Below are 21,345 nucleotides of genomic sequence, written 5' to 3' on the forward strand. Positions count from 1 at the left end.
GCTTTTCGGGTACGCGCGACCCGCCGCTTTCCGCGGGTCCCGGCCCACATCATGCTCAAACGGTTTATGTCCTCTCCTGTCTCGCTGCCCGCCGCTCGCGTGATCGGGCCGTCTTGCGCGCATCGCGCAGTTCATGGATTGTCGGCTGCCACCAGCCGCGATGCCTCTCGTAGTCACCTGGTACGGATCTCGCCGGCCATGCATGCACGAGTTCTTCCAGAGTAGCGACGCGCCACGCGGCCCAGACCCGATCGTGAGCCGCTTCCGGGTAGAATTCGTCTGCAATGTCAGGCGCAACCAGTTCACCAGTCACGTCAACGATCACCACGATCCCATAGAACGAGGTTGCGATGGGACGCTGAGATGGCGGCAGGTCGGGCAGGCAGAGGGAGACGACGACGTCGTCGTTCGGCCGAACGACGACGGGCTGCACGGTCTTGCTCGGTGCCTTTTCGCTCCGCAGCGCGCCTTCGCCGTTCATCAGGCTCGTTGCGCCTGGCGGCTTCCTCGATCCTCTGCCAGCGATGCTGCAGATCGTCGTATGAGCCGAAAGGCACTATCCAGATATGGCGCTCTCCATCCCAGCGGGCAAAAGGGATCTGCCGAAGTTCGCTCACCACTGTACGGGAATAGGGCGTGCGGATGTGGAAACCCGTATCGCCAACCTTCAGATAGGGGCTGAGGATCGGTTCGAACGCATAGGCGTCGCGTCCTCTTTCGTCGGCAAAGAGGTCTCTTCGGGAGGCCTCGCGCGCAAGCCAGCGATCAATGCGGCGTCGGGCTGTGGTTCCGGGAACGAGCCAGGCATTTTTCTCCTCGCTCCATCGTGCGCGGGGGAATGTTTCCCGAAATCGCTGGACCGTCATCCTGTCGAACGGAAAGGCCACCGCTTCGCCGGGATCTGTCGCGGCCACATCTGGCGGGGCGTCGTCGCTATTGTTCATGGCCGATCCTTTCATCGCCGGCGTTTTCGCGCCGTCGGGCAAGGTTTGCCATCGCACAAGCATGGTCGTGCCTCCCCTGAGGCCCCTGACGGGCGGTAGAAATCAGTTTTGCGGCTCTCGTCGGGTGCTGACGTCCGTCGAGGCCGGAAGAGGCAAACCGTCGGTTGACGTTTGTGCTCCAAGGATGAAACAGTCCAGTAGCCAAATGGTTCGGGCGTCGCCGGGCTCGGTTCTAACCGGCCGTCAGTTCTTCGTTCCAGCAGAGACGAGATGCGTCACGAGGCGACCTGTCCGATGGCAATCCAGGGGTGTCGTCAGCCTTGCGAGAACATTGGCCTGCTCGCGAGTCGGGATTGTTCTTTGCACATATGAAGCGATATCGATGGGTGCGGCGGGCGACACATCTCTGCGACGACCAAGATCAGCGAACCCAATCGAAAGGTGAACCATGAGCCGAATCTTCATCACAGGATCAACAGATGGCCTTGGGTTAGCTGCAGCCCGCGTCCTTATCGAAAATGGCCATGAGGTCGTCCTGCACGCGCGATCAGAGGAACGCGCTCGAACCGTCGGCGATCTCATGGGCAAGTCTGTCTCCGTCGCTATCGGCGACCTTGCCAGCGATGCCGAGACCAGATCCATAGCAGATCAGGTCAACCGGATCGGGCCTATGGACGCCGTAATTCACAACGCCGGTATCTACGCAGAGAGAGGCCGCGGGAATACGCCGGAAGGTCACGCTGGAATCCTGGCCGTCAACACCCTGGCACCCTATCTGCTGACCGCCTTGATCGATCGACCTGCTCGCCTTGTGTACCTGACGAGCGGCATGCACCAGAATAGCGACGGCACCCTTGAGGATATCGACTGGACAGCCCGCACCTGGAACGCAAGCCGGGCCTATTCCGAAAGCAAGCTTCACGTGGCGGCACTCGCCGCGGCAGTCGCGCGACATTGGCCTGATGTGCTCAGCAATGCCGTCGATCCAGGCTGGGTGCCGACGAAAATGGGCGGGGCCGGAGCGCCGGACAGTCTGGAGATGGGGCATGAAACGCAGACTTGGCTCGCAACTAGCCAGGATAAGGAGGCGCAGGTCACTGGCGGATACTGGCATCACCGCCAGCGACGCCAGCCAGCGCGACAGGTCACCGACCTCGCCTATCAGGACATGTTGATGGACAAACTGGCGGAACTGACGGGGGTCAACATATTCCCGATCTCCGGCCGCTGACGGTTTGCCGCAGATCCCTCCTTCGCGCTCCTTGCCCAGCAAATACGAATATCGTCGGCAGATGCCTCAGTCCAAAAACGTCTTCCTCAAGCGATGAATATGAGCAGCGCCGATGCCGCAGCAGCCGCCGATTATTGTCGCACCCGCTTCGGCCCAGGAACAGGCATAACGCGAATAGGCATCGTCATTCAGATCGTTGCGGGTGTCGTGCAGGCCTTCATTGGCGGCTGCGTCGCCCTGCTCCCCCTCGAAGGCATTGGCGTAGACGCCGATTTCGAGGTGAACGTCCGCCTTCCGGAACACGCGCGCCGCCGTCTCTACGGCCGCCTGCATGACCTCGGGCTTGCTGCAATTGAACAGGAAGGCTTCGGCACCCGATGACACTGCCCAGGATGCTGCGTCCTCGACGCTTTCGCCGGAGCGAAGCTTCCGCTCGCCACTTTCGATGTCTGCCTCATCATCCGCCAATGTGAATGCGATCCAGAACGGTTTGCCTGTTGCCGCCACCGCCTTGCGGACGGCCTCGCCCTCGGCGATCAGGCTTAGCGTCTCGCCGAGCCATACATCGACGAAAGGATTGAGGTTTTCGACGAGCACTTTGAGATAATCCTGCACGCGCGAAGGCTGAAAATTCTGCGGCTCATAGGAACCGAAGATCGGCGGCAGCGAACCGGCGACCAGCACCTTCCGATCCGCGACGGTATCGGCCGCCTCGCGCGCCAGGCGACCGGCGAGGCGGATCAATGCCGCGCCCTCTCTCTGGAACCGGTCCTCACCGATATGGAAGGGCACGAGCGCATAGCTGTTCGTCGTAATGATCTGCGAGCCTGCGGCGATGAATTCCTTATGGACCTCACGCACGATATCCGGCGCGTTGATCAGCGCCAGTGCCGACCATTCCGGCTGTTTCAATTCCGCGCCCAGTCGCAGCAGCTCGCGGCTCATACCGCCATCGAGAATTCGGGTCGTGCTCATAAAGGGTTCTCCATTCAGGCTGTCGCGCCGTCACCGGCTGCGGGCTTTTCAAAATAAATTGGGCTGGGTGTGCGTGGTTCGTGCGCGCAGTCGTTCATGGCCGATACTATTCCGTCGGCCTAGCGGCGAACCGGCACCTGCGCTTCGAGACCTCGAAAAACGCGGGCGATTATTGCGGTCAGGGCGAGATAGAAGAGGGTGACTACCAGCAGCGGTTCGTAGACGAGCAGGGTGTCCTGCCGGACCTTGTTTGCCACGGCATAGAGGTCCATCACCGTCACTGTGAAGGCGAGCGGCGTCGCTTTGAGCTGCATGACGATCTCTCCCGCAATCGTCGGCAGGGCGATGCGAATGGCGCGCGGCAGCCAGATGCGCCGGGTCAGCTTCCAGGGCGACAGGCCGAAGGCCCGGCCGGCTTCGAGCTCCCCCTTGGGAACGGCAAGCAGCGCGCCGCGCAACACCTCGGCCTCATAGGCGGCATAGTTCAGCGTGAAACTGACGGCGGCGAAGAAGAAGCCCTCGCGCAAGACCGGCCAGAACAGGCTCTGGCGGATGCCGGGGATCATGGGAAGCAGCGATCCCACCCCATAGTAGAGAAGCCACAGCTGTATCAGCAGCGGCGTGCCTCGGAAGAAGGTGCAGTAGCCGCGGGCGAGCAGCCGTGTCAGCCTGCCGCCGCTGACCTGCGCGAAGGCGAGGCCGATGGCGATGACGAAGCCGAATATGACGGAAATCACCAGCAGGCAAACCGTCTGCCAGGCGCCCGTCAGAAGCAGTGGCCAATAGGAAGAGATCCAGGTGAAATTCATGAGACGCGTTCCTCAGGCAAGGCGCGGCTGCCCCCGCCGTACCCGTCCTTCGATCAGTTTGACGACGACGTTGGAAACGAGCGTGATGGCGAGGTAGAGAAGGGCCGAAGCGAGGAAAAAGACGAAGTAGTGCTTGGTGCTTGCCCCGGCAAGGCGGGTGGCGAGCGCCAGTTCCTGATAGCCGACGACCGCAACCAGCGCGCTGTCCTTGGTGACCGACATCCACAGATTGGCAAGACCCGGCAGGGCGTTCGGCAAGAGCGCCGGCAGCAGGACCCGGCGGAACCGCAGCACCGGCCCCATGCCGAAGGCCTTGGCGGCCTCGATCTGGCCAATGGGAATGGCGAGGATCGCGCCGCGCAGCACCTCCGTCATATAGGCGCCCTGCACGAAGCCCAGCACCGCGACGGCCGCGACGAAGCCGTTCACATTGACGGGCGGCAGATCCAACGCGGCCAGGAGCCGGTTGAGGCCATCGGTGCCGGCATAGTAAAGCCCGACGATCAGGATCAGCTCCGGAACAGCGCGGATCACGGTGGTATAGAAATCGAGCAGCAAGCGGAGCACGCGGTTGCCCGAAAGCTTTCCAAGCGCGCCGCCCATGCCAAGCAGCAGGCCGATCGCGAAGGCGCAGGCCGAGATGGCGACCGTGGAGACCGCACCTGCCAAGAGAACGCCGCCCCATCCCGGAGGATAGGGAGACAGCAGGTCCAGAATACCTTGTTGCGCGGTCGCCATTATCAGGACTGCTTACTTTGCGCCGTAGATGTCGAAATCGAAGTATTTCTTGGTAATGGCGTCATACTGGCCGCTGGTCCGGACTGCCGATATCGCCGCGTTCAGCTTGGCTTTCAGCTCCGTGTCTTCCTTGCGCAGGCCGCCCGAAACGCCAGCTCCGAGAATTTCCCTGTCGTCGGCGACGTCACCCATCTTGGCGCAGCAATCCTTGCCGCCATCGCTTTTCAGGAAAGCGTCAAGCGCCAGTGAATCGCCGAAAACATAGTCGATACGGCCAGAAGCGAGGTCCTGAAAAGCCTCGTCGAGCGTCTGGTAGGTCTTCTCCTCCGCGGCCCCGGCGAAATACTTCTTGTAATATTCCGACTGGATCGTCGACACCTGGATGCCGATGGTCTTGCCCTTCACGTCCTCGGCGGTGGCGCCCGGCTTCTGGTCCTTGGGACCGATCAGGGTGCTCGGCGTGTTATAGTACTTGTCGGTGAAGTCGATCACCTTCGAGCGTTCCGCGGTGTTCGACATCGACGACCAGATCACGTCGAACTTCTTGCTCTGCAGAGCCGGAATGAGGCCATCCCAGGAAATGTCGACGATCGAGCATTTCTCCTTCAACTCTTCGCAGACAGCATTCATGAGGTCGATCTCCCATCCCTGCCATTGGCCGGAGGCATCCTTGGCGAAGAAGGGCGGATAGGATTCGTTCATGACGCCGAAGCGGACTTCGGCCTGCGCGGCGACGGCGGAAAGCGCAAGTGCAACGCCGGCGACAAGAGTGGGGATCAGCTTCATTCGCAGGATTCTCCTGGTTTGTGTTATCGATGAGAGTTCGCGCATCAGTGGGCGCTGAGACCGGTAAATTCCCGGCAACGGGCGCTCACCGGCGCCCCGAATACTTGCTCAGGCGGGCCTTCCTCCTCTATCCGTCCCTGATGCAGGAAGAGAACACGGCTCGACACATCCCGGGCGAAGCGCATTTCATGCGTGACGATCAGCATGGTCCGGCCTTCTTCCGCGAGATCACGGATGACCTTGAGAACCTCGCCGACCAGCTCCGGATCAAGCGCCGATGTCGGCTCGTCAAACAGCATGACGTCAGGGTCCACGCAGAGCGCTCTTGCAATCGCCGCGCGCTGTTGCTGACCACCGGATAAGAAAGCGGGATAGGCGTCGCGTTTATCGAAAAGCCCGACCTTATCGAGCAGGGCCTCGGCCTTTTCGACAGCCTCGCGCCGCGAAATGCCCATCACGTGCACCGGCGCCTCGATGACGTTTTCCAGCACCGTCCGATGAGCCCAGAGATTGAAACTCTGGAAGACCATCCCCAGCCCGGTTCGCAGCCGCTCGATCTGCCGCCAGTTGCGCGGCTGCAGCCGTCCGCCCCTACCGATCTTCAGCGAAATCTCCTCGCCGTTGACCGCAATCCGGCCGCGATCCGGCATTTCCAGGAAATTGATGCATCTGAGGAAGGTGCTCTTGCCGGAGCCCGACGAACCGATGATCGAAATCACATCGGACTTGTGGGCCTCAGTCGAAATGCCCTTGAGAACCTGTTGCGCGCCGAAGCTTTTATGGAGATCTTCGACACGAAGAGCAGGAAAGGGTTGATCCGACATGCATGGTTCCGGTTGAACTGAATTTGCGAAGGATAATGATAAAATAACGCGGCTTTTTCGCGCAATTTTCATCCATTCTGCATATTTTGTGCAAAATAATCTTCCCCGTGCGGCAAATACGGCAGAATACGTGAAGTGCCGCAGCAACAATTGGACTGGACAATGGAACAACTGGATCGCTTTGACCGTGACATTCTCGATATCGTTCAGCGCGACTGCCAGCTGAAAGCCGAAACGATCGCCGAACGGGTTGGACTGTCTGTCTCGGCCGTGCAAAGGCGGTTGAAGCGGCTGCGCGAGGACGGGGTGATCAAGGCGGAGGTGGCCGTCGTCGACCGCAAGGCGACGGGGACATCGATGGTGTTCATCGTCGGGATGGAAATCGAGCGGGACAATTACGACGCTTTGGCGAAGTTCCGCCACTGGGCGGAAAAGCAGGATCATATACAGCAGGTCTATTACGTCACAGGCGCGGTCGATTTGATCGCGATCGTCACCGCCCGCGACGTCGAGCATTATGACGACATCGCGGCGCTGATCATGGCGGAAAACCCACAGATCCGCCGCATGCACACGAATGTCGTGCTGCGGGACGTCAAGCTCGGCCTGTTCGTCCCGCTGGAATAACGGGCAAGCAGTGGTCTCACCAGCAAGCTCGATGATTACGCATCCAGCCAATCTGCAACGCTGCGGATAACGGGCAGGACGATGGCTCAATCTCTCACCCGATCAATCGTCCAATCAGCAGCTTCGCGCCGCTAACCTCTCGGGCGTGGCTGCACATCCGCAAGCGGACCACCAATGATGGTCTTCCTATCCGCCGTTTGACCGGACTGCGATATCGCGCCGGACGGAAACGATCGGGAGTCGTCTTGCCGGGCAATTCCTCTCGCCCCCGCCGCGGTGCGGTGGGGCAAAACCAACCATTGAAGGTTGACTCTCCCCCACCGGCCACTAGCTTTTCCTACGCGCAGTTGTGCTTTCGACTACCTTGCTGAAACAAACGAATGGTGAGTTAAGTGAAGGGAATCAAAGAACTTTCGCACAGCGAAATCGATCATGTTTCCGGCGGCGCTTCCGTTACTGGCTTCGTCAGAAGCTATATCGACGGCGCGGCCGCATTGGCCGGCGGCGGGGCGATGGGTTATGCCGCGGCAATCGGTGCCGGGGTCGGTCTATCGACCTTCGGGGTCGGCGCTCTTGCCGTCGGAGCGGCAGGCCTCGGAGCCTACGGCATCTACAGGCTCGCAACAGCCTGAGACAGTTCCTTTTTCAGATCACTCGGGCTCTTCGCCGTCAGGCGAGGAGCCACCAGAGATCGGTCCGCACCCACAAGTGGCCGATTGGCTCCATCGTCAGAAAGCGTGATCGTTTGATTTCAGCCAGCCGCTTTTACGCCGATCCCGGGGCAAGCTGGGGATATGAACCAAGCTTCGATGAAACGCTGCTGGCCTGGTGGGGCACGAAGGGCGGACACCCGACGGTTTTCATCGGCGAGATTACAGCAAAACCGCCCAAGGCCTTTGCCAGCTTTTCCGGACCCCTGCTGCATTTCTCCTGGCGCAGCTACACCAACCGGCTGTTGCTGACGGAGGGGGACCGGCTGTTCGAGGTGGACCCCAGACATCCGAACGAACGCATCGACGTCACGCCGCAGGGTTTCCAAACCTGGCAGATCATCGCGGAGCCGTCCGCCGCCGGTGCAAGACAGGCCGTCATCTCGCACGACCGCAGCCCCGCCTTCACCGATCTCTACACGACGCTTGCCGACGGCACGGCACGGCAACTGCTCGAGGAAAATTCCGGGCGCACGGAAAGCTGGCTGATCGATGCCGATCTTTTGCCCTGCCTGCGCGTCGAGCGCGGCGAGGATGGCGTCAGGCGCTATATCGCAAGGCTTGCCGACGACAGCTGGAAAGAGATTGCGGCACTGAAACCCGAGGAAACGCTGATCATCTGGAATGTCGATCCGCATGGCCTCCGCTACGAGGCGCTGTCGAACCGCGGCCGCGACAAGATCACCCTCGTCGACATCGATCCCGCAACCGGGCGGGAAACCGCAATCGCCGGCAGCGACGCTGTCGATATCCTCGATGCGATCCGTCTCAACCCTGCAGAGCCGACCGACCTTATCGTTATCCGCAACGGCTTTCCACGGCTCGTACCGATCTCCAAACGCGGCGAAGCCTTCGCCGAACTCCTGTCCAGCGCTGGCCGGCATGCCGATTTTGAAATTACCGGCGCGTCGAAGAGTGGCAGGATCATCGGCGCCTCCGTCTCCTTCGACGCGCAGCAACCGCGGCCCATGCTCTTCGATCTCGCGGCGAAAGCCACTCAGCCGCTCGGGCCCAAGCCACGGGCGCTGCCCACAACGGCAACCACACCTGTTGAGATCGCCACACGCGACGGCGAGCAGTTGAGCGCCATTCTCACATTGCCGGAAAAGGCCGCAACACCGTTGCCAGCAGTCATCACCGCCCATGGCGGCCCGGCGCGGCATGAGAACTGGGGCTACCACCGCGACAAGGCCTTCCTGGCAAGCAGAGGCTATGCCGTGCTCTCGGTCAATTATCGCGGCTCGACCGGTTTCGGAAAGCGCTTCCAGGCGCTTGGATTCCGCCAGTTCGGCCGCACCATGCAGGACGACCTCGCCGATGCCGCACGATGGCTGATCGACAAGGACATTGCCGTGCCCGACCGCATCGCCATCCAGGGCGAAAGTTTCGGCGGCATGATCGCCGCGCTCTCCATGAGCCGCGACCCTGGGCTTTTCGCCGCCGCCATCATCGATTATCCGGTCGTCGATCTGCCCTTCCAGATGGAACACAACCCCGCCACCTGGGCGCTTTTCACCGACCAGGTGGAGCGATATTTCGGCACGCCCGTCAACGAGGCGGATGCCCGCGCGCTCCACGAATTTTCGCCGATCAACCAGGTCGAGCGTGCCCAGGGCGCCTTCCTGCTGACGGCAGGCGAAGCCGATCCGATCGTCGGCGCCGAGCAGACCAGGCGCTATGAAATGGCGCTCCGCAAAGCCGGTCGCACGGTGAGCGCTCTCTACTTCTCCGGCGAAGCACACGGCTACGCGAAATGGCAGACGAAACTGGCCAGAGCCCGTGCAATAGAGCTCTTTCTTGCCGGTTGCATTGGGGGAAGGGCAAAAAAATTCGATTGGCGGACAGCCCTGGCAAGGCATTGGAAATAGGAAAAAATTGCGCATCAAGGACGATTTACACACGCTGCGCGCGTCGATTTCATTGGTCACGAAGGGTTGATGCTCGCAGTGATTGCTCTAAACTTGTTCTCGTTCGCTAGAAACGGCGGATTTCTGTTCACCTCGGAGGCACCTATGGCTGACGTTCAGAGCGTTAACGCAAATTCGAACGACTACTACATCCTTCCCCTCGAAGACTTTGAAATAGATGCTGTCAACGGCGCCGGCTCCTGGGTCGGCCACGTCGATCGCGGCATGATCGGCGGCACGGCTGCGGCCGGCGCTACCTTTTCGACAACAGGCAGCCTCGGCAAGGCCGGGATAGCCAGCGGATTCGGATTTGCCGCAGGCGCCGGGAACAGCGTCTACAACGGCGGATTATCCGGGAGCGGCAACTCGAGCGGCCGCGTGATCTGCACGCATTTCTATCGGCGTGGAAAGCTAGACCGCGATCTTTGGCGGACGGATCTCGAGTTCACTTTCGAGAACCTGTCGGAAACCACCATTCGCGGCTATCATTACTGGGCGATCCCCTATGTGCGCCTCATGCGGCGCAGCCCACTCGCAGAGCGGATCATGTATCCACTGGCAAAAGCCCGTGCTGAGGAAATCGCATTCCAGGCAGGCCGTCGCGGCAAAGGATCGTTTTCCGGCAAGATCGTCCGCCTGATAGGCGAGCCGATCTGCTACTTGATCGGCTCCATGGTGAAGCAAAAAGACTTTGCGCCGCTTTGGACCGAAACCAGTAAAGGTTGAGGGTGTCGCCATGAGCCCAGTCCTACGCATCATCATCAGCGAAGTCGGTCTTTCCGCAGTCATTGCGGCGGCCTCTGTGATCGGATTGCCGAAGCTCAGCGATCCGGCAGCGGCGGTAAACTATCCGCTGGCCGTCATCGTGTTTCTGGCATGCTCCTTTGCCTTCACAGGGTACGAACTTCTCACCCGGCAAACCTGAGCTTTCGAATTTAACAAGATCATGGGGCCGGTCACCGGCCTCATTCTCATCATCCAAAGGGTGTTCCTTCCATCGGAAGCTTCATTTTTCCTCTCAAGGTTGACCAAAATTCCTTTTCACCTAGCTCCCTTAAGGACGTCAGAGGAGGAAAATCCAAGTGAATGTCCATACAGGCCATCCTGCTCCGCCCTCACCCGACCATAAAGATCCTGCCTCGCTGAGATGAACCTGTTTCGCCGAGAAGCTCTGGAAAGACAATCCCAGCGGCTGGCGGGAACGGTCTCCATGGCCGTACCGATGGGCTGGCATCTAACCGGCTATCTGATGGCTGTTGTGCTTGCGGCCGTCGTGATCTTCCTCTCGACGGCAAGCTATTCGCGCATTGTCCAGGCCACCGGCGTCATCCTGCCGGACAAGGGAATTGCAGTGGTTATCCCACCCCGCGCCGGTGTCATCATGCAAATGATGGTGGCCGATGGCGACCCTGTGAACGAGGGTCAGGAACTGATCGCAGTGCGTTCCGAGGACTATCTCGTCAGCGGCGAATCCGCCTCGAAAAAAGTCGCTGAGATGCTGCAGCGCCAGAATGCCAGCATCGACGAGCAGCTGCAGGAAGTGAAGAACGACGAGGCAGCGCAGACGGCGCAGTTTTCCGCGCAGATCGCTGGCTTCGAGACGCAGATTGCCAAGCTCGACGGCCAGATCGAACTGCAGCAGGACCTCATCAAGTCGATCGAGGCCGATGTGGAGCGCATCCGCGGCCTCGTCAGCAAGGGCATCGTGGCGCAGCGCGACGTACTGCTGCGCGAGGACTCCCTGACCGAGCGCCGCCAGCAGATGTCGGTCATCGAAAGCACTCTGTCCGAACGCCGTTCCGATCTCTCCGACGCTCAGCGCATGCTCGACCAGGTGAAGGCGCGCGCCAATGAGAAGACGGCGTCGCTTGAGGCGCAGCGCGAAGACGTGAACCGCGGCATGGCGACCAACGAGCAGTCGCGCGCCTATATCATCCGCGCCGCCGTGCCCGGCACCATATCGGGGCTGACGGCCAAGATCGGGGAGGCCGTCAATCCGCAGCAGCCGCTGATGAGCATCGTGCCGGAACAGGCGGTATTGCATGCGCAGCTGGACGTGCCCAATGCCGCCATCGGCTTCGTCGAGGTTGGGCAGGATGTACGGCTTGCCATCGACGCCTTCCCCTACCAGAGTTTCGGCACAGTGGGAGGCCATGTCAGCAGCCTGTCGAAAAGCCCGGTTTCGCGCAGCGGCGCTGACAGTGCCAGCCTCAATTATCTCGTCAGGATCGAGCTCGAGCGGCAGGATATCCTGGCCTACGGCAAGCCGCAGGCGCTGTTTCCCGGCATGACGCTTTCGGCCCGCATCGCGACCGCTCGCCAATCTCTGCTGGAATGGCTGTTCGAGCCACTCTACGCCCTGCAGCGGCGCTAGGGGAGGCCTCGTGAACACTGCCGTCCTTCAATCAGGCTTTCTCTCCAGCGCCCGCGTGCGGCTGATCCGCCAGACGGAGGTCAGCGAATGCGGCCTTGCCTGCGTTGCGATGATCGCCGGTTTCTACGGCCGCAGCATTGATCTGGCGACCATGCGCCGGCGCTTCACACCCTCGCTGCGCGGCGCGCCGCTCTCCAGCCTCATCAGGATCGCCGACCAGATCGGCTTGTCGCCGCGCGCCGTCAAACTGCCGCTGGAGCAGATCCCCAATCTGGCGCTTCCCGCCATCCTCCATTGGGACATGAACCATTACGTCGTGGCCGAACGGGTTTCGGCCGGCAAGGTGCTGATCCACGATCCGGCAGGCCGCAGCGAATGGCTCAAGATCTCGGAAGTGTCGGGCCGCTTTACCGGCGTGGCACTGGAGCTCAGGCCCAACGAAACCTTTGAGAAGAAGAGCGAGCGCGAGACGCTGCGCTGGTCGCAGCTCTGGAGCCGCATCACCGGGCTTGCCGGCGCCTTTGTGCAGGTGCTGGTCTTGAGCCTCGTGCTCCAGGTCTATGTGCTGGCACTACCCTATTACCTGCAGATTGGCATCGACACGGCGCTACCGGCGCTCGATCACGATCTGCTGAGCGTGCTGGCGTTGGGCTTCGGGCTTTTCACGATCTTCAATGCCGCCGCAACCTTTCTGCGCTCCTTCGTCATCCTGGCCGCAGGCGCCGCCCTTGGCTTCGGTATTGCCGCGAATATTGCCCGCAAGCTCTTTCGCCTGCCGCTCGATTGGTTCCAGAAGCGTGAGGTCGGCGATATCCTCTCGCGCTTTCAATCGGTGACGCCGATCCAGAAAATGCTGAGCGAAGGCATTGCCGCGACACTGGTCGATGGCGTCCTAGCGCTGACGACACTGGTCATCATGTTCTTCTACAGCGCCCAGCTGGCGCTGGTCGCAATTACCGCCTTCTTCCTCTATTTCGTCGTGCGCCTCGTTTCCTTCTCGCTGGAGCGCCGCGCGCAGGAAGGCAGCATCATCGCCCACGGCAAGGAACAAACGGCCCTGATCGAGACGATCCGAGGCATCCAAACCTTCCGGCTCTATAACCGGGAAAGCATGCGTCACAGCATGTGGCAGACGCTGCTAACCGATGCCGTCAACGCCAATATCCGCGTCTCGCGCGTCGGCATCTGGCAGAACACCGCAAATGCTCTGATCTTCGGGCTGGAAAACATCGTGACGATCTGGTTTGCGATAGGCTTTGTGATGCAGGGCGGCTTCAGCGTCGGCATGGTCTTTGCCTATCTCGCCTACAAGGGCCAGTTCCTGGAAAAGACCGGCAACCTCGTGGACCAGGCAACGGCCTTCTTCATGCTACGCCTGCATCTGGAACGCCTGTCGGACATCGCACTGGAACCGGACGACCGCAGCTTCGGCTCGACCCAGGACACGATGACGGAGCTGAAGGGTTCGATCGAGCTCAAGAATCTCTCCTACCGCTATTCACCAACCGATCCGCTGGTGCTCTCCGATGTCGGCCTGACGATCGGTGCCGGCGAGCACATCGCCATCACCGGTCCCTCTGGCTCGGGCAAATCCACGCTGTTGAAGCTGATGATCGGGCTTCTGGAACCGATGAGCGGCGACGTGCTGATCGATGGCATACCGCTCAGCCAGTTCGGCTACAAATCCTTCCACAACCAGATCGCCGCCGTACTGCAGGACGACAATCTCTTTGCCGGCTCGATTGCCGACAACATCGCCCTCTTCGACGAGCGCCCGGACCAGGACGCCGTCATTGCCGCCGCCAAGGCAGCCGCGATCCACGACGAGATCATGGCAACACCCATGCAATACGAGACATTGGTCGGTGACATGGGTTCCAGCCTGTCAGGCGGCCAGAAGCAGCGCGTGCTTCTGGCGCGTGCCCTCTACCGCCAGCCGAAGATGCTGTTCCTCGACGAAGGCACCTCGCACATGGATGTCGCCAACGAGGCACGCGTCAACGCCTCGGTCAAGGCCCTCGGCGTTACCCGCATCATCGTTGCCCACCGGCTGGAAACCGTGGCTTCGGCCGATCGCGTGCTCTATCTCGACGCCAACGGCCTCGTGCCCGTCGAGACGCACCAGGTGTTTCAGTGATGACGGCGGAAGGGATTTCTCCAGATGATTTCGCACCTCGCTGGAGCGGGATTGTTTAAGGTCTGTTCAGATCCGGCGTCGATAAAGTAGCTACAGTCCGGGCGCCTCTACGGCCCCACGGACACGAGCGATATGTCTCTGAAAATCCTTCCTTTCCTCCAGTAGCCGGGCATTTGCGACCTTTATCATTCCATTTTCAACCTTCAGCAAACCCCAGGATCAAACGAAAGGAGCCTCCGGCGAACTGAGTTACAACCTTTTACCGTGGCAGCGTCTCCTGATTGCTGAATTGATAAGCGTTAACCTTTCGTTAACCATAGCTCCCTAGTTTCCCGGAAGCGAAGCAATACTGTCCGGCTATTTTCGAGGAGGGTGCCATGTCGCTCGTAACCGTGCCCGGTAAAATTCGCCTTTATGGCGGTCACGCTGTCCTGATCATGACGGAAGGAAACCTGCATCAGGCCGTATGCATCACGGACGATGCCATGCCTGCTGGTGGCGACGTTATGCAAGGGCTCCTTCAGTCTCTTCATCTTTATGAGAGTATCGCCGATCGCAAGTTCGCCGAAGGCGAACTGGCATATGACGGACGGGTATGGATCACCTCCTCCGACATAAATCCCCACTAAGCAGCGGAACCGAGTTTCAATTCCGCCAACTGAAGATCCGGAAGAGCCCGCGGAGGACGATGGCTGCCGAAAGGCGATTGGATGTCTCCCGCCACGCTGCTGGAACGCAGTGAACCGGCCGCTATTCGTTCTTCCGATATCCGCTCCAGGTGCGTTCGTGCCCTAAAATTTCGCGAGCACTGAAAATCGGAGCCGAGAGCCTGCCGTCGTTCCGGCCCTTGATCGACATGGCAACAAAGCCGGAAGCAGGCCAGTCGCTAAGGCTCAAAACAACGAACATAACCTCAGAGCATCATAGATGGCGGCATGGATGTTGCGGCTGGAAACCGCGTCGCCGATCCGCACGAGGTCGAAACGCCCCTCGCGGTTGCGCTGCGGCAGCGGTGGCTGACGATCGATCAGAGCGGAATAGTCCACCGCACCGAGATTTCGCGAAAACGGTTTCATCTCAAGATAGAGCCCGTCATTGGCAAGCGTGCCATGTTCGACAACGACCTGGGAGACGCGCCGCTGCCATTGTGCACCGTCGTCAAAATCCGATCCGAGCACCGCGACGAGGGAGTTGCCGTCGCGCCGGACGGATTTGAGACGCGTGTTGATGGTCACCCTGACGTTCCTTTCCGCGAAGTTCCGTGCATAGGGCACGTGGTTCATGCCACCCATCTCCGGGGCGAAAAAGCGTTCGGGCGAAACGAGTTCCAGCTCAGCACCGCTTCTGGCGATCACTTCAGCTGCCGACATGCCCGGATGTCCGCCATTGTCGTCGAAGAGGAGTACAGTGTCGGCCGCCTTGACGCTGCCGGCAAGGATATCCCAGGAGGAGGTTACAAGTTCATCGCCGGCATCGAGTTCGGGCTGTTGCGCGATACCACCGGTCGCAATGACAACGAGGTCGGGCTCAAGATCCAGAACGTCAGTTGCCTCTGCGTAGACATCATAGTGTATGCGAACACCCAGCCGCTCCAGTTCCGCCAGCCGCCAGTCGATAATGCCTATCATCTCCTTGCGTCGGGGATTTCGAATGAGAAGATTGACCTGTCCGCCGGCCTTTCCCGTCGCTTCCAGAACGTCCACCGCATGCCCACGCTCCGCAAGCACACGGGCGGCCTCAAGGCCGGCCGGTCCTGCACCGACCACGACGGCCTTGCGGCGGATCTCCGCTTTGGCGATCTCATGGGGAATCTGCCCTTCACGACCGGTCGCGGCATTGTGGATACAGAGCGCTTCGCCGCCTTCATAGATCCGGTCAAGACAGTAGGTGGCGCCGACGCAGGGCCGGATGCGCGCCTCCTCGCCAGCCGCAATCTTGCGCACGATATGGGGGTCGGCGATATGGGCGCGCGTCATCCCGACCATGTCGAGCTTTCCCTCGGCAATCGCATGACGGGCTGTTGCCACGTCGGCGATACGCGCAGCATGAAAGACAGGGAACTTGGTTATCGCCCTCACCTCGCCGGCAAAATCCAGATGCGGGGCAGACGCCATGCCCTGAATCGGAATAACCTCGTTAAGCGCGACATCGCTGTCGATATGACCGCGGATGATGTTGAGAAAATCGATGTCACCGGATCGCGCAAATCGTGAGGCGATCTCGACGCCCTCTTCGCGTGACAGCCCCTTGTCCCAGTCCTCGTCGGCAACAAGGCGCATGCCGACGATGAAATCCGGTCCGACGGCCTTGCGGATAGCCTGCGTGACCATCACGGAAAAACGCATGCGGTTGTCGAGCGATCCCCCGAATTCGTCTTCGCGCCGATTGGTCGCCGGTGACCAGAAGCCGTCCAGCAGGTGGCCATAGGCCTCGATCTCGATACCGTCGAGGCCGGCTTCCTGCATGCGCTGTGCAGCTGTGGCATAGTCTTCGACGATGCGTTCGATATCCCAGTCTTCCGCCTCTTTCGGAAAGGCCCGGTGCGCCGGCTCACGGATCGGCGAGGCTGACAGCACCGGCAGCCAGTCACCCTTGTTCCAGCCTGTGCGGCGGCCCAGATGGGTCAGCTGGATCATGACCGCTGCCCCATATTCATGACAGTCGTCGGCGAGCGCCTTCAGCCAGGGCACGATCTCATCACGATAGGCATGGAGATTACCGAAGGAGGCCGGTGAATCTTGCGAGACGATAGCCGATCCCGCCGTCATGGTAAGCGCAATACCGCCCCTGGCTTTTTCCCTGTGATAAAGCCGATAGCGATCCGTCGGCATGCCGTTTTCAGAGTAAGCCGGCTCGTGAGCCGTAGACATGACGCGGTTTTTCAGCGTCAGATGTTTGAGTTGAAAAGGCTGCAGGAGGGGGTCTCTGGAGATCATTGCCGCTCTCGTCATTTAGATGAACGTGGCCCATCGAACCGCCATCCTGACCGATGTCGCAAAAAATGACGATCCGGCAGGCGTCGCATTCTAGCCTGCCTGCGCCCGCCGGCTGCGGCCGAAATCGATTGCGGTGTGCCAGAGCACGGCGCCAAGGATGACGGCGCCGCCAAAGAAGGTGGCAACCGGCGGCTGTTCGGAAAACATGAGCCAGACCCAGAACGGGGTCAATACAATCTCCATCGTTCCGATCAGCGCGGCTTCCGCCGGCGGCATACGTCTTGCCCCGGCCAAAAAGAGGACAAGCGCGAGTGAGAAGTTGGTGGCGCCGAATGCTGCCAGCACGATCCAGTTGTGAAGGTCGAGCGAACCGACCGAGCCGAAAGGAGCGAAGATGACGAGGGTCAGAAAGGCACTGACAACGGTCGGCGGCAGGCTCGGCACGTCGGGATTGATGCGCGGAATGATGATGACGAGCGCAAAGGAAACGGTCATTCCGAGCGCCAAGAGGTCGCCGACCCCGGTGCCGCCACCGATCGACGACGCGACGATAACAGCAACACCCAATAGCGAAACGCCACCTGCAATCATCGTTCGCCGAGCAACCCGCTCCTTAAGGATGATCCATCCGAACAGGGCGGCGATGAAGGGCGCTGTCGAATAGATCATCGTCACATTCGCAACGCTGGTCATGTAGAGGGCCCCGATGAAGCAGCCCTGGCTGACAGTCTGGCAGACAATCATCGCCAGGCCGGACGGATGCAAGACCGAACGCCATTGGCGCCGCGAGATCCCGCCTTCGAGGAATAGGCAGGGGATCAGCAGGAACAGCCCGCCAAACAGCGATCGCCAGGCGATTGCCGTCCAGACGTCGGTCGTCAGGAGCCGCGAGTAAACCCCACTGGCGCTCCAGGCAAGTGTCGCCCCGATGACGAGAAGGATACCCTTCTCGCGCTCGCCGGCACTGAGGTGCCTGGCCGGATGTTCAATTGTCACGCAGGTTAGTCTCGAAGGAGGAAAGTCAACGCGTATCCTTTCTGCACCCGCAATTGACATCAGACAAACGAATAGCAGAGATGAATGCCATCGAATTTTTCTATGGCTGCCCATGCGCGAACCCGTCGAAAGCGATCTTCTCAGAACCTTCCTCGTCGTCGTCGAGACTGCCAATTTCTCGGCTGCGGCGCAGCGCGTCGGCAGGACGCAGTCCGCAATCAGCGCGGCAATCAAGAAGCTGGAGGAGACGATCGGTGAGACGCTGTTCGAGCGTGGCGCCCGAGGCGTCGTGCTGACGCGTCAAGGCGTCCAGCTCGTCCCCTATGCCCGACGTGTCATCGATCTCTTGAGCGAGGCTGCAGCCACGATCCGGAGCAAGCCGCTCGGAGGCCCGGTCCGCATCGGCATCCCCGAGGAATATAGCCAGACGGTGCTGCCCGCCGCACTTGCGGCCTTTGCGGTGCGCCATCCCGCCGTCGAGGTCACGATCTCCTGCGATTATACCGTCCGCAACATCGCCGCCCTGGAACGCGACGAACTCGATCTCGCCGTCGTTTTCGACTGGAGCGATCAGATGAGTGGCGAAGTACTCTGCATCGATCCGACCGTCTGGGTGACCTCGATCGTCCACCGGCTGCATGACATCGACCCGCTGCCGATCGCCACCTATAGAGACTCAAGCTGGTGTCGCGAGTTTGCATTGAAGTCGCTGCACCAGCTCGGACGCAACTACCGGGTCGCCTTCATTGCCGATACCAGTTCCGGGCTGAAGAATGCAGTGACGGCCGGTCTGGCCGTCACCACGTTGTCGCGCAGCAATATCCCGCCCGGCTGCCGGGAACTGACGACGGAGGACGGCTTCCCGCCGATCGATTCCTCCAAGGTCGTGCTTCGTCGCAATACGTTCCGGTCGAGCGAAGCGGTTCGCGAACTTGCCGAGATGATCCGCGACGCCTTCCAGCCTATGGCCGCGCCTCCGGTTGCCTGACGGGGCGCCTCAGCCGTCGCCTCGTTTCCGAGGGGCTTTCGGAATAGCTTGCCCGATAGCTTCGCGCAAAGGCGGAGGCCGAATTGAAGCCGGTTGAGGCTGCTATGTCGGCAAAGGACGCCGTCGTCTCGATCACCCTGCGCCGCGCTGCGTTCAGTCTCAGAGCAAGATAATGGATATGAGGCGGCGCACCGATCGACGCCTGGAAGAGGTCCTGCAGGTGCCGGGCACTGATGCCGACCCTGCGTGCAAGCCGCGCCAGCACGATCGGCTGCTCGATATTGTCCTCCATCAACCGCACCGCCTGGGCCACGCGGGGATCGTCCACGCGCAAGCCTGCCGATAGCGCCTCGTCGGCGTGAAAGGATGGCTGCTCGTAGCGGAACAGCCGGCTGACCTCGAGCGCCAGCGAATAGCTCTGGCGTCGCCGGATGACCTCCAGCATCAGGTCCACGGTCGGCAGCGAGCCTGATGTCGTCAGCCGCTTGCCGTCGATGACGAACCGGTCCTTGACGGCCGATACCTGCGGATAGGCGAGCGCGAAATCCTCGTAGTCCTCCCAATGGACGGTCGCCGACAAGCCGTCGAGCAGGCACGCTTCGGCAAGCAGCCAAGTGCCGGATTCGATGCCGGCGATCATCGTCCGGTGGCGTGCCGCCTGCGATAGCTGCATCTTCAGGCTTTGCGTCGCGCTTTGACGCCAGTTGTAGCTCGCCAGCACGAAGAGCGGTGTGTCTGATGTCGTCGTCTGGAATATCCCATGCGCAGGTATGGCGATATGGCTGGTCGTCGGCACTGCTGCCCCATCCGGCGTGAAGATGCGCCAGCGGTAGAGCTCGCTGCCGGAGATGCGGTTTGCCCCGCGCAACGGCTCGATGATCGAGGCAATCAGGATCAGATTGGTGTCCGGCAGGACAAGAAGATCGATGTCGAGCCGTTCCGTCGATCGCTCCAGCACGCTCCCCTCCCTCGCGTTCCGATAATGTATCGATCAATTCCGAAAATGCAAAGCATCCTCTCCCTTCCTGGCGCGTAATGCCCTCAAGAAGAGGGAGAACGACAAACATGCCTCTTGCGATGAACCGCGATGTTTTCATCACCTGCGCCGTCACCGGTGCCGGCGATACGGTTTCGAAATCCAGCCACGTCCCCATTACTCCCAAGCAGATCGCGGATTCCGCGATCGACGCCGCCAAGGCTGGGGCGGCAGTCGTTCATTGTCACGTGCGAGATCCGGAAACCGGTGCTGCGAGCCGTCGCAACGACCTCTACAAAGAGGTTACCGACCGCATCCGTTCGGCCGATATCGACGTGGTCCTCAATCTGACGGCCGGCATGGGCGGAGACCTGATTTTCGGAGACGTTGAAAGCCCCCTGCCCTTGAAGACAGAGGGGACCGATATGGCAGGGGCAACCGAGCGCGTCAGCCATGTCGCCGAATGCCTGCCGGAGATCTGCACGCTCGACTGCGGCACGATGAACTTCAGTCTCGGCGACTACGTCATGACCAACACGCCCGCCATGCTGCGGGCAATGGCGCAGAAGATGACCGATCTCGGCGTGCGCCCCGAGATCGAAGCCTTCGACACCGGCCATCTGTGGTTTGCAAAGCAGCTCGCCGAAGAGGGCCTGATCGAGGATCCGGTATTGATCCAGCTCTGCATGGGCATTCCGTGGGGTGCTCCTGACGATCTCAACACGTTCATGGCAATGGTCAACAACGTGCCCGACAGCTGGACTTTCTCGGCCTTTTCGATCGGCCGCAACGCCATGGCCTATCCGGCCGCCGCGGTTCTGGCGGGCGGCAATGTCCGGGTCGGGCTGGAGGACAATCTTTATGTCGGCAAGGGCGCGCTCGCCACCAATGCGCAGCTCGTCGAAAAGGCCGTGCAGGTGGTCGAAGGCATGGGCGCCCGGATCATCGGTCCTGAGGACGTCCGCAAGAAACTGAATTTGACGAAGCGCTGAGGACGACATGACAGGGATTAGCAAAGCGGCCTGTATCGGCGGCGGCGTCATCGGCGGCGGATGGATTGCACGTTTTCTGCTTGCCGGCATTGATGTCAGCGTCTTCGACCCGCATCCGGAAGCAAGCCGCATCGTCGGCGAGGTCCTTGCCAATGCGGAAAAGGCCTATGGGATGCTGACTGGCGCACCGCTACCGCCACGCGGCAGGCTCACCTTCGAAAAATCCCTGCAAGAGGCCGTCTCCGGTGCCGACTGGATCCAGGAAAGCGTGCCGGAACGGCTCGATTTGAAGCGCCGCGTCTTGAGCGAGATCGATGCTGCCGCACGCCCGGATGCCCTGATCGGCTCGTCTACCTCCGGCCTGCTGCCGAGCGACCTGCAGCGCGACATGAAGC

20 protein-coding genes and 1 pseudogene are annotated in these 21,345 nt (G+C 60.8%); 12 read left to right on the plus strand and 9 right to left on the minus strand.

The window, feature by feature from the left end:
• Positions 1 to 64 precede the first annotated feature (64 nt).
• A pseudogene (locus AC1DNW_RS04630) lies at positions 65 to 944 on the minus strand (hypothetical protein).
• Between the two features lie 448 nt (positions 945 to 1,392).
• Here AC1DNW_RS04630 and AC1DNW_RS04635 point away from each other — a divergent pair.
• Entirely contained in the window at positions 1,393 to 2,175 is a 783-nt protein-coding gene (locus tag AC1DNW_RS04635; protein WP_477852095.1) for an SDR family NAD(P)-dependent oxidoreductase, read from the plus strand.
• A gap of 66 nt (positions 2,176 to 2,241) precedes the next feature.
• Here the strand turns inward: AC1DNW_RS04635 and AC1DNW_RS04640 are convergent, their stop codons facing one another.
• From AC1DNW_RS04640 to AC1DNW_RS04660, 5 genes are all read right to left on the minus strand, one after another.
• The gene (locus AC1DNW_RS04640) at positions 2,242 to 3,150 is read right to left on the minus strand and encodes a homocysteine S-methyltransferase family protein (RefSeq protein WP_113309060.1); all 909 of its coding nucleotides are present in this window, start codon (positions 3,148 to 3,150) and stop codon (positions 2,242 to 2,244) included.
• A gap of 119 nt (positions 3,151 to 3,269) precedes the next feature.
• The gene (locus AC1DNW_RS04645) at positions 3,270 to 3,959 is read right to left on the minus strand and encodes an ABC transporter permease (RefSeq protein WP_477852097.1); all 690 of its coding nucleotides are present in this window, start codon (positions 3,957 to 3,959) and stop codon (positions 3,270 to 3,272) included.
• 12 nt (positions 3,960 to 3,971) lie between these two features.
• Complete coding sequence (locus AC1DNW_RS04650) at positions 3,972 to 4,697, minus strand: ABC transporter permease subunit (protein WP_113298657.1); 726 nt, start codon at positions 4,695 to 4,697, stop codon at positions 3,972 to 3,974.
• A 12-nt stretch (positions 4,698 to 4,709) separates the two neighbouring features.
• Complete coding sequence (locus AC1DNW_RS04655; RefSeq protein WP_477852099.1) at positions 4,710 to 5,483, minus strand: transporter substrate-binding domain-containing protein; 774 nt, start codon at positions 5,481 to 5,483, stop codon at positions 4,710 to 4,712.
• Positions 5,484 to 5,527: 44 nt separating this feature from the next.
• Positions 5,528 to 6,307, minus strand: coding sequence for an ABC transporter ATP-binding protein (locus AC1DNW_RS04660; RefSeq protein ID WP_477852100.1), 780 nt, complete (start codon positions 6,305 to 6,307; stop codon positions 5,528 to 5,530).
• Between the two features lie 162 nt (positions 6,308 to 6,469).
• Between AC1DNW_RS04660 and AC1DNW_RS04665 the strand changes: the two genes are divergently transcribed.
• The 8 genes from AC1DNW_RS04665 (at position 6,470) to AC1DNW_RS04700 (ending at position 14,691) form a co-directional block, all read left to right on the plus strand.
• Positions 6,470 to 6,934: an Lrp/AsnC family transcriptional regulator gene (locus AC1DNW_RS04665; protein WP_477852102.1), complete on the plus strand. Its 465-nt coding sequence runs from the start codon at positions 6,470 to 6,472 to the stop codon at positions 6,932 to 6,934.
• Positions 6,935 to 7,326: 392 nt separating this feature from the next.
• On the plus strand, positions 7,327 to 7,566 hold the full coding sequence (locus AC1DNW_RS04670; RefSeq protein ID WP_477852103.1) for a Blp family class II bacteriocin: 240 nt from the start codon (positions 7,327 to 7,329) through the stop codon (positions 7,564 to 7,566).
• A 113-nt stretch (positions 7,567 to 7,679) separates the two neighbouring features.
• A complete protein-coding gene (locus tag AC1DNW_RS04675; RefSeq protein WP_477852104.1) occupies positions 7,680 to 9,512 on the plus strand; it encodes an alpha/beta hydrolase family protein in 1,833 nt (610 codons plus the stop codon).
• Between the two features lie 69 nt (positions 9,513 to 9,581).
• The gene (locus AC1DNW_RS04680; protein WP_477852105.1) at positions 9,582 to 10,277 is read left to right on the plus strand and encodes a hypothetical protein; all 696 of its coding nucleotides are present in this window, start codon (positions 9,582 to 9,584) and stop codon (positions 10,275 to 10,277) included.
• Between the two features lie 10 nt (positions 10,278 to 10,287).
• Entirely contained in the window at positions 10,288 to 10,476 is a 189-nt protein-coding gene (locus tag AC1DNW_RS04685; protein ID WP_113298651.1) for a hypothetical protein, read from the plus strand.
• Positions 10,477 to 10,761: 285 nt separating this feature from the next.
• The gene (locus AC1DNW_RS04690; RefSeq protein WP_477832218.1) at positions 10,762 to 11,925 is read left to right on the plus strand and encodes a beta-barrel domain-containing protein; all 1,164 of its coding nucleotides are present in this window, start codon (positions 10,762 to 10,764) and stop codon (positions 11,923 to 11,925) included.
• Positions 11,926 to 11,935: 10 nt separating this feature from the next.
• On the plus strand, positions 11,936 to 14,062 hold the full coding sequence (locus tag AC1DNW_RS04695) for a peptidase domain-containing ABC transporter (RefSeq protein WP_477852106.1): 2,127 nt from the start codon (positions 11,936 to 11,938) through the stop codon (positions 14,060 to 14,062).
• A 377-nt stretch (positions 14,063 to 14,439) separates the two neighbouring features.
• Entirely contained in the window at positions 14,440 to 14,691 is a 252-nt protein-coding gene (locus tag AC1DNW_RS04700; RefSeq protein WP_113309050.1) for a hypothetical protein, read from the plus strand.
• A 264-nt stretch (positions 14,692 to 14,955) separates the two neighbouring features.
• Here AC1DNW_RS04700 and AC1DNW_RS04705 read toward each other — a convergent pair whose 3' ends face one another.
• Positions 14,956 to 16,998, minus strand: coding sequence for an oxidoreductase (locus AC1DNW_RS04705; protein ID WP_477852107.1), 2,043 nt, complete (start codon positions 16,996 to 16,998; stop codon positions 14,956 to 14,958).
• Positions 16,999 to 17,088: 90 nt separating this feature from the next.
• Positions 17,089 to 17,994: a DMT family transporter gene (locus AC1DNW_RS04710; protein WP_477852108.1), complete on the minus strand. Its 906-nt coding sequence runs from the start codon at positions 17,992 to 17,994 to the stop codon at positions 17,089 to 17,091.
• 112 nt (positions 17,995 to 18,106) lie between these two features.
• Between AC1DNW_RS04710 and AC1DNW_RS04715 the strand changes: the two genes are divergently transcribed.
• Positions 18,107 to 18,982 (plus strand): LysR family transcriptional regulator, encoded by an 876-nt coding sequence (locus AC1DNW_RS04715; RefSeq protein ID WP_477852110.1) that lies wholly within the window; start codon positions 18,107 to 18,109, stop codon positions 18,980 to 18,982.
• Here the strand turns inward: AC1DNW_RS04715 and AC1DNW_RS04720 are convergent.
• Positions 18,957 to 19,940 carry a GlxA family transcriptional regulator gene (locus tag AC1DNW_RS04720; protein WP_477852111.1) on the minus strand — a complete coding sequence of 328 codons (984 nt, stop codon included), beginning with the start codon at positions 19,938 to 19,940 and terminating at the stop codon, positions 18,957 to 18,959. The genes AC1DNW_RS04715 and AC1DNW_RS04720 overlap by 26 nt on opposite strands.
• A 107-nt stretch (positions 19,941 to 20,047) precedes the next feature.
• Here AC1DNW_RS04720 and bcoG point away from each other — a divergent pair, with 107 nt between their 5' ends.
• Together bcoG and AC1DNW_RS04730 are read left to right on the plus strand one after the other, a co-directional pair.
• The gene (gene bcoG, locus AC1DNW_RS04725) at positions 20,048 to 20,950 is read left to right on the plus strand and encodes a 3-dehydrocarnitine:acetyl-CoA trimethylamine transferase BcoG (RefSeq protein ID WP_477832217.1); all 903 of its coding nucleotides are present in this window, start codon (positions 20,048 to 20,050) and stop codon (positions 20,948 to 20,950) included.
• Between the two features lie 7 nt (positions 20,951 to 20,957).
• The coding region (locus AC1DNW_RS04730; protein ID WP_477852113.1) for a 3-hydroxyacyl-CoA dehydrogenase NAD-binding domain-containing protein at positions 20,958 to 21,345 on the plus strand (388 nt) is incomplete at its 3' end.

The sequence above is a fragment of the Rhizobium sp. 05L429 genome (assembly GCF_056397645.1).

What these genes read in the sequence shown, in the direction of transcription:
- AC1DNW_RS04635 (WP_477852095.1), top strand. Translation starts at nt 1,393, where the DNA reads ATGAGCCGAATCTTCATCACAGGATCAACAGATGGCCTTGGGTTAGCT.
- AC1DNW_RS04640 (WP_113309060.1), bottom strand. Translation starts at nt 3,150, where the DNA reads ATGAGCACGACCCGAATTCTCGATGGCGGTATGAGCCGCGAGCTGCTG.
- AC1DNW_RS04645 (WP_477852097.1), bottom strand. Translation starts at nt 3,959, where the DNA reads ATGAATTTCACCTGGATCTCTTCCTATTGGCCACTGCTTCTGACGGGC.
- AC1DNW_RS04650 (WP_113298657.1), bottom strand. Translation starts at nt 4,697, where the DNA reads ATGGCGACCGCGCAACAAGGTATTCTGGACCTGCTGTCTCCCTATCCT.
- AC1DNW_RS04655 (WP_477852099.1), bottom strand. Translation starts at nt 5,483, where the DNA reads ATGAAGCTGATCCCCACTCTTGTCGCCGGCGTTGCACTTGCGCTTTCC.
- AC1DNW_RS04660 (WP_477852100.1), bottom strand. Translation starts at nt 6,307, where the DNA reads ATGTCGGATCAACCCTTTCCTGCTCTTCGTGTCGAAGATCTCCATAAA.
- AC1DNW_RS04665 (WP_477852102.1), top strand. Translation starts at nt 6,470, where the DNA reads ATGGAACAACTGGATCGCTTTGACCGTGACATTCTCGATATCGTTCAG.
- AC1DNW_RS04680 (WP_477852105.1), top strand. Translation starts at nt 9,582, where the DNA reads ATGCTCGCAGTGATTGCTCTAAACTTGTTCTCGTTCGCTAGAAACGGC.
- AC1DNW_RS04685 (WP_113298651.1), top strand. Translation starts at nt 10,288, where the DNA reads ATGAGCCCAGTCCTACGCATCATCATCAGCGAAGTCGGTCTTTCCGCA.
- AC1DNW_RS04690 (WP_477832218.1), top strand. Translation starts at nt 10,762, where the DNA reads ATGGCCGTACCGATGGGCTGGCATCTAACCGGCTATCTGATGGCTGTT.
- AC1DNW_RS04700 (WP_113309050.1), top strand. Translation starts at nt 14,440, where the DNA reads ATGTCGCTCGTAACCGTGCCCGGTAAAATTCGCCTTTATGGCGGTCAC.
- AC1DNW_RS04705 (WP_477852107.1), bottom strand. Translation starts at nt 16,998, where the DNA reads ATGATCTCCAGAGACCCCCTCCTGCAGCCTTTTCAACTCAAACATCTG.
- AC1DNW_RS04715 (WP_477852110.1), top strand. Translation starts at nt 18,107, where the DNA reads ATGCGCGAACCCGTCGAAAGCGATCTTCTCAGAACCTTCCTCGTCGTC.
- bcoG (WP_477832217.1), top strand. Translation starts at nt 20,048, where the DNA reads ATGCCTCTTGCGATGAACCGCGATGTTTTCATCACCTGCGCCGTCACC.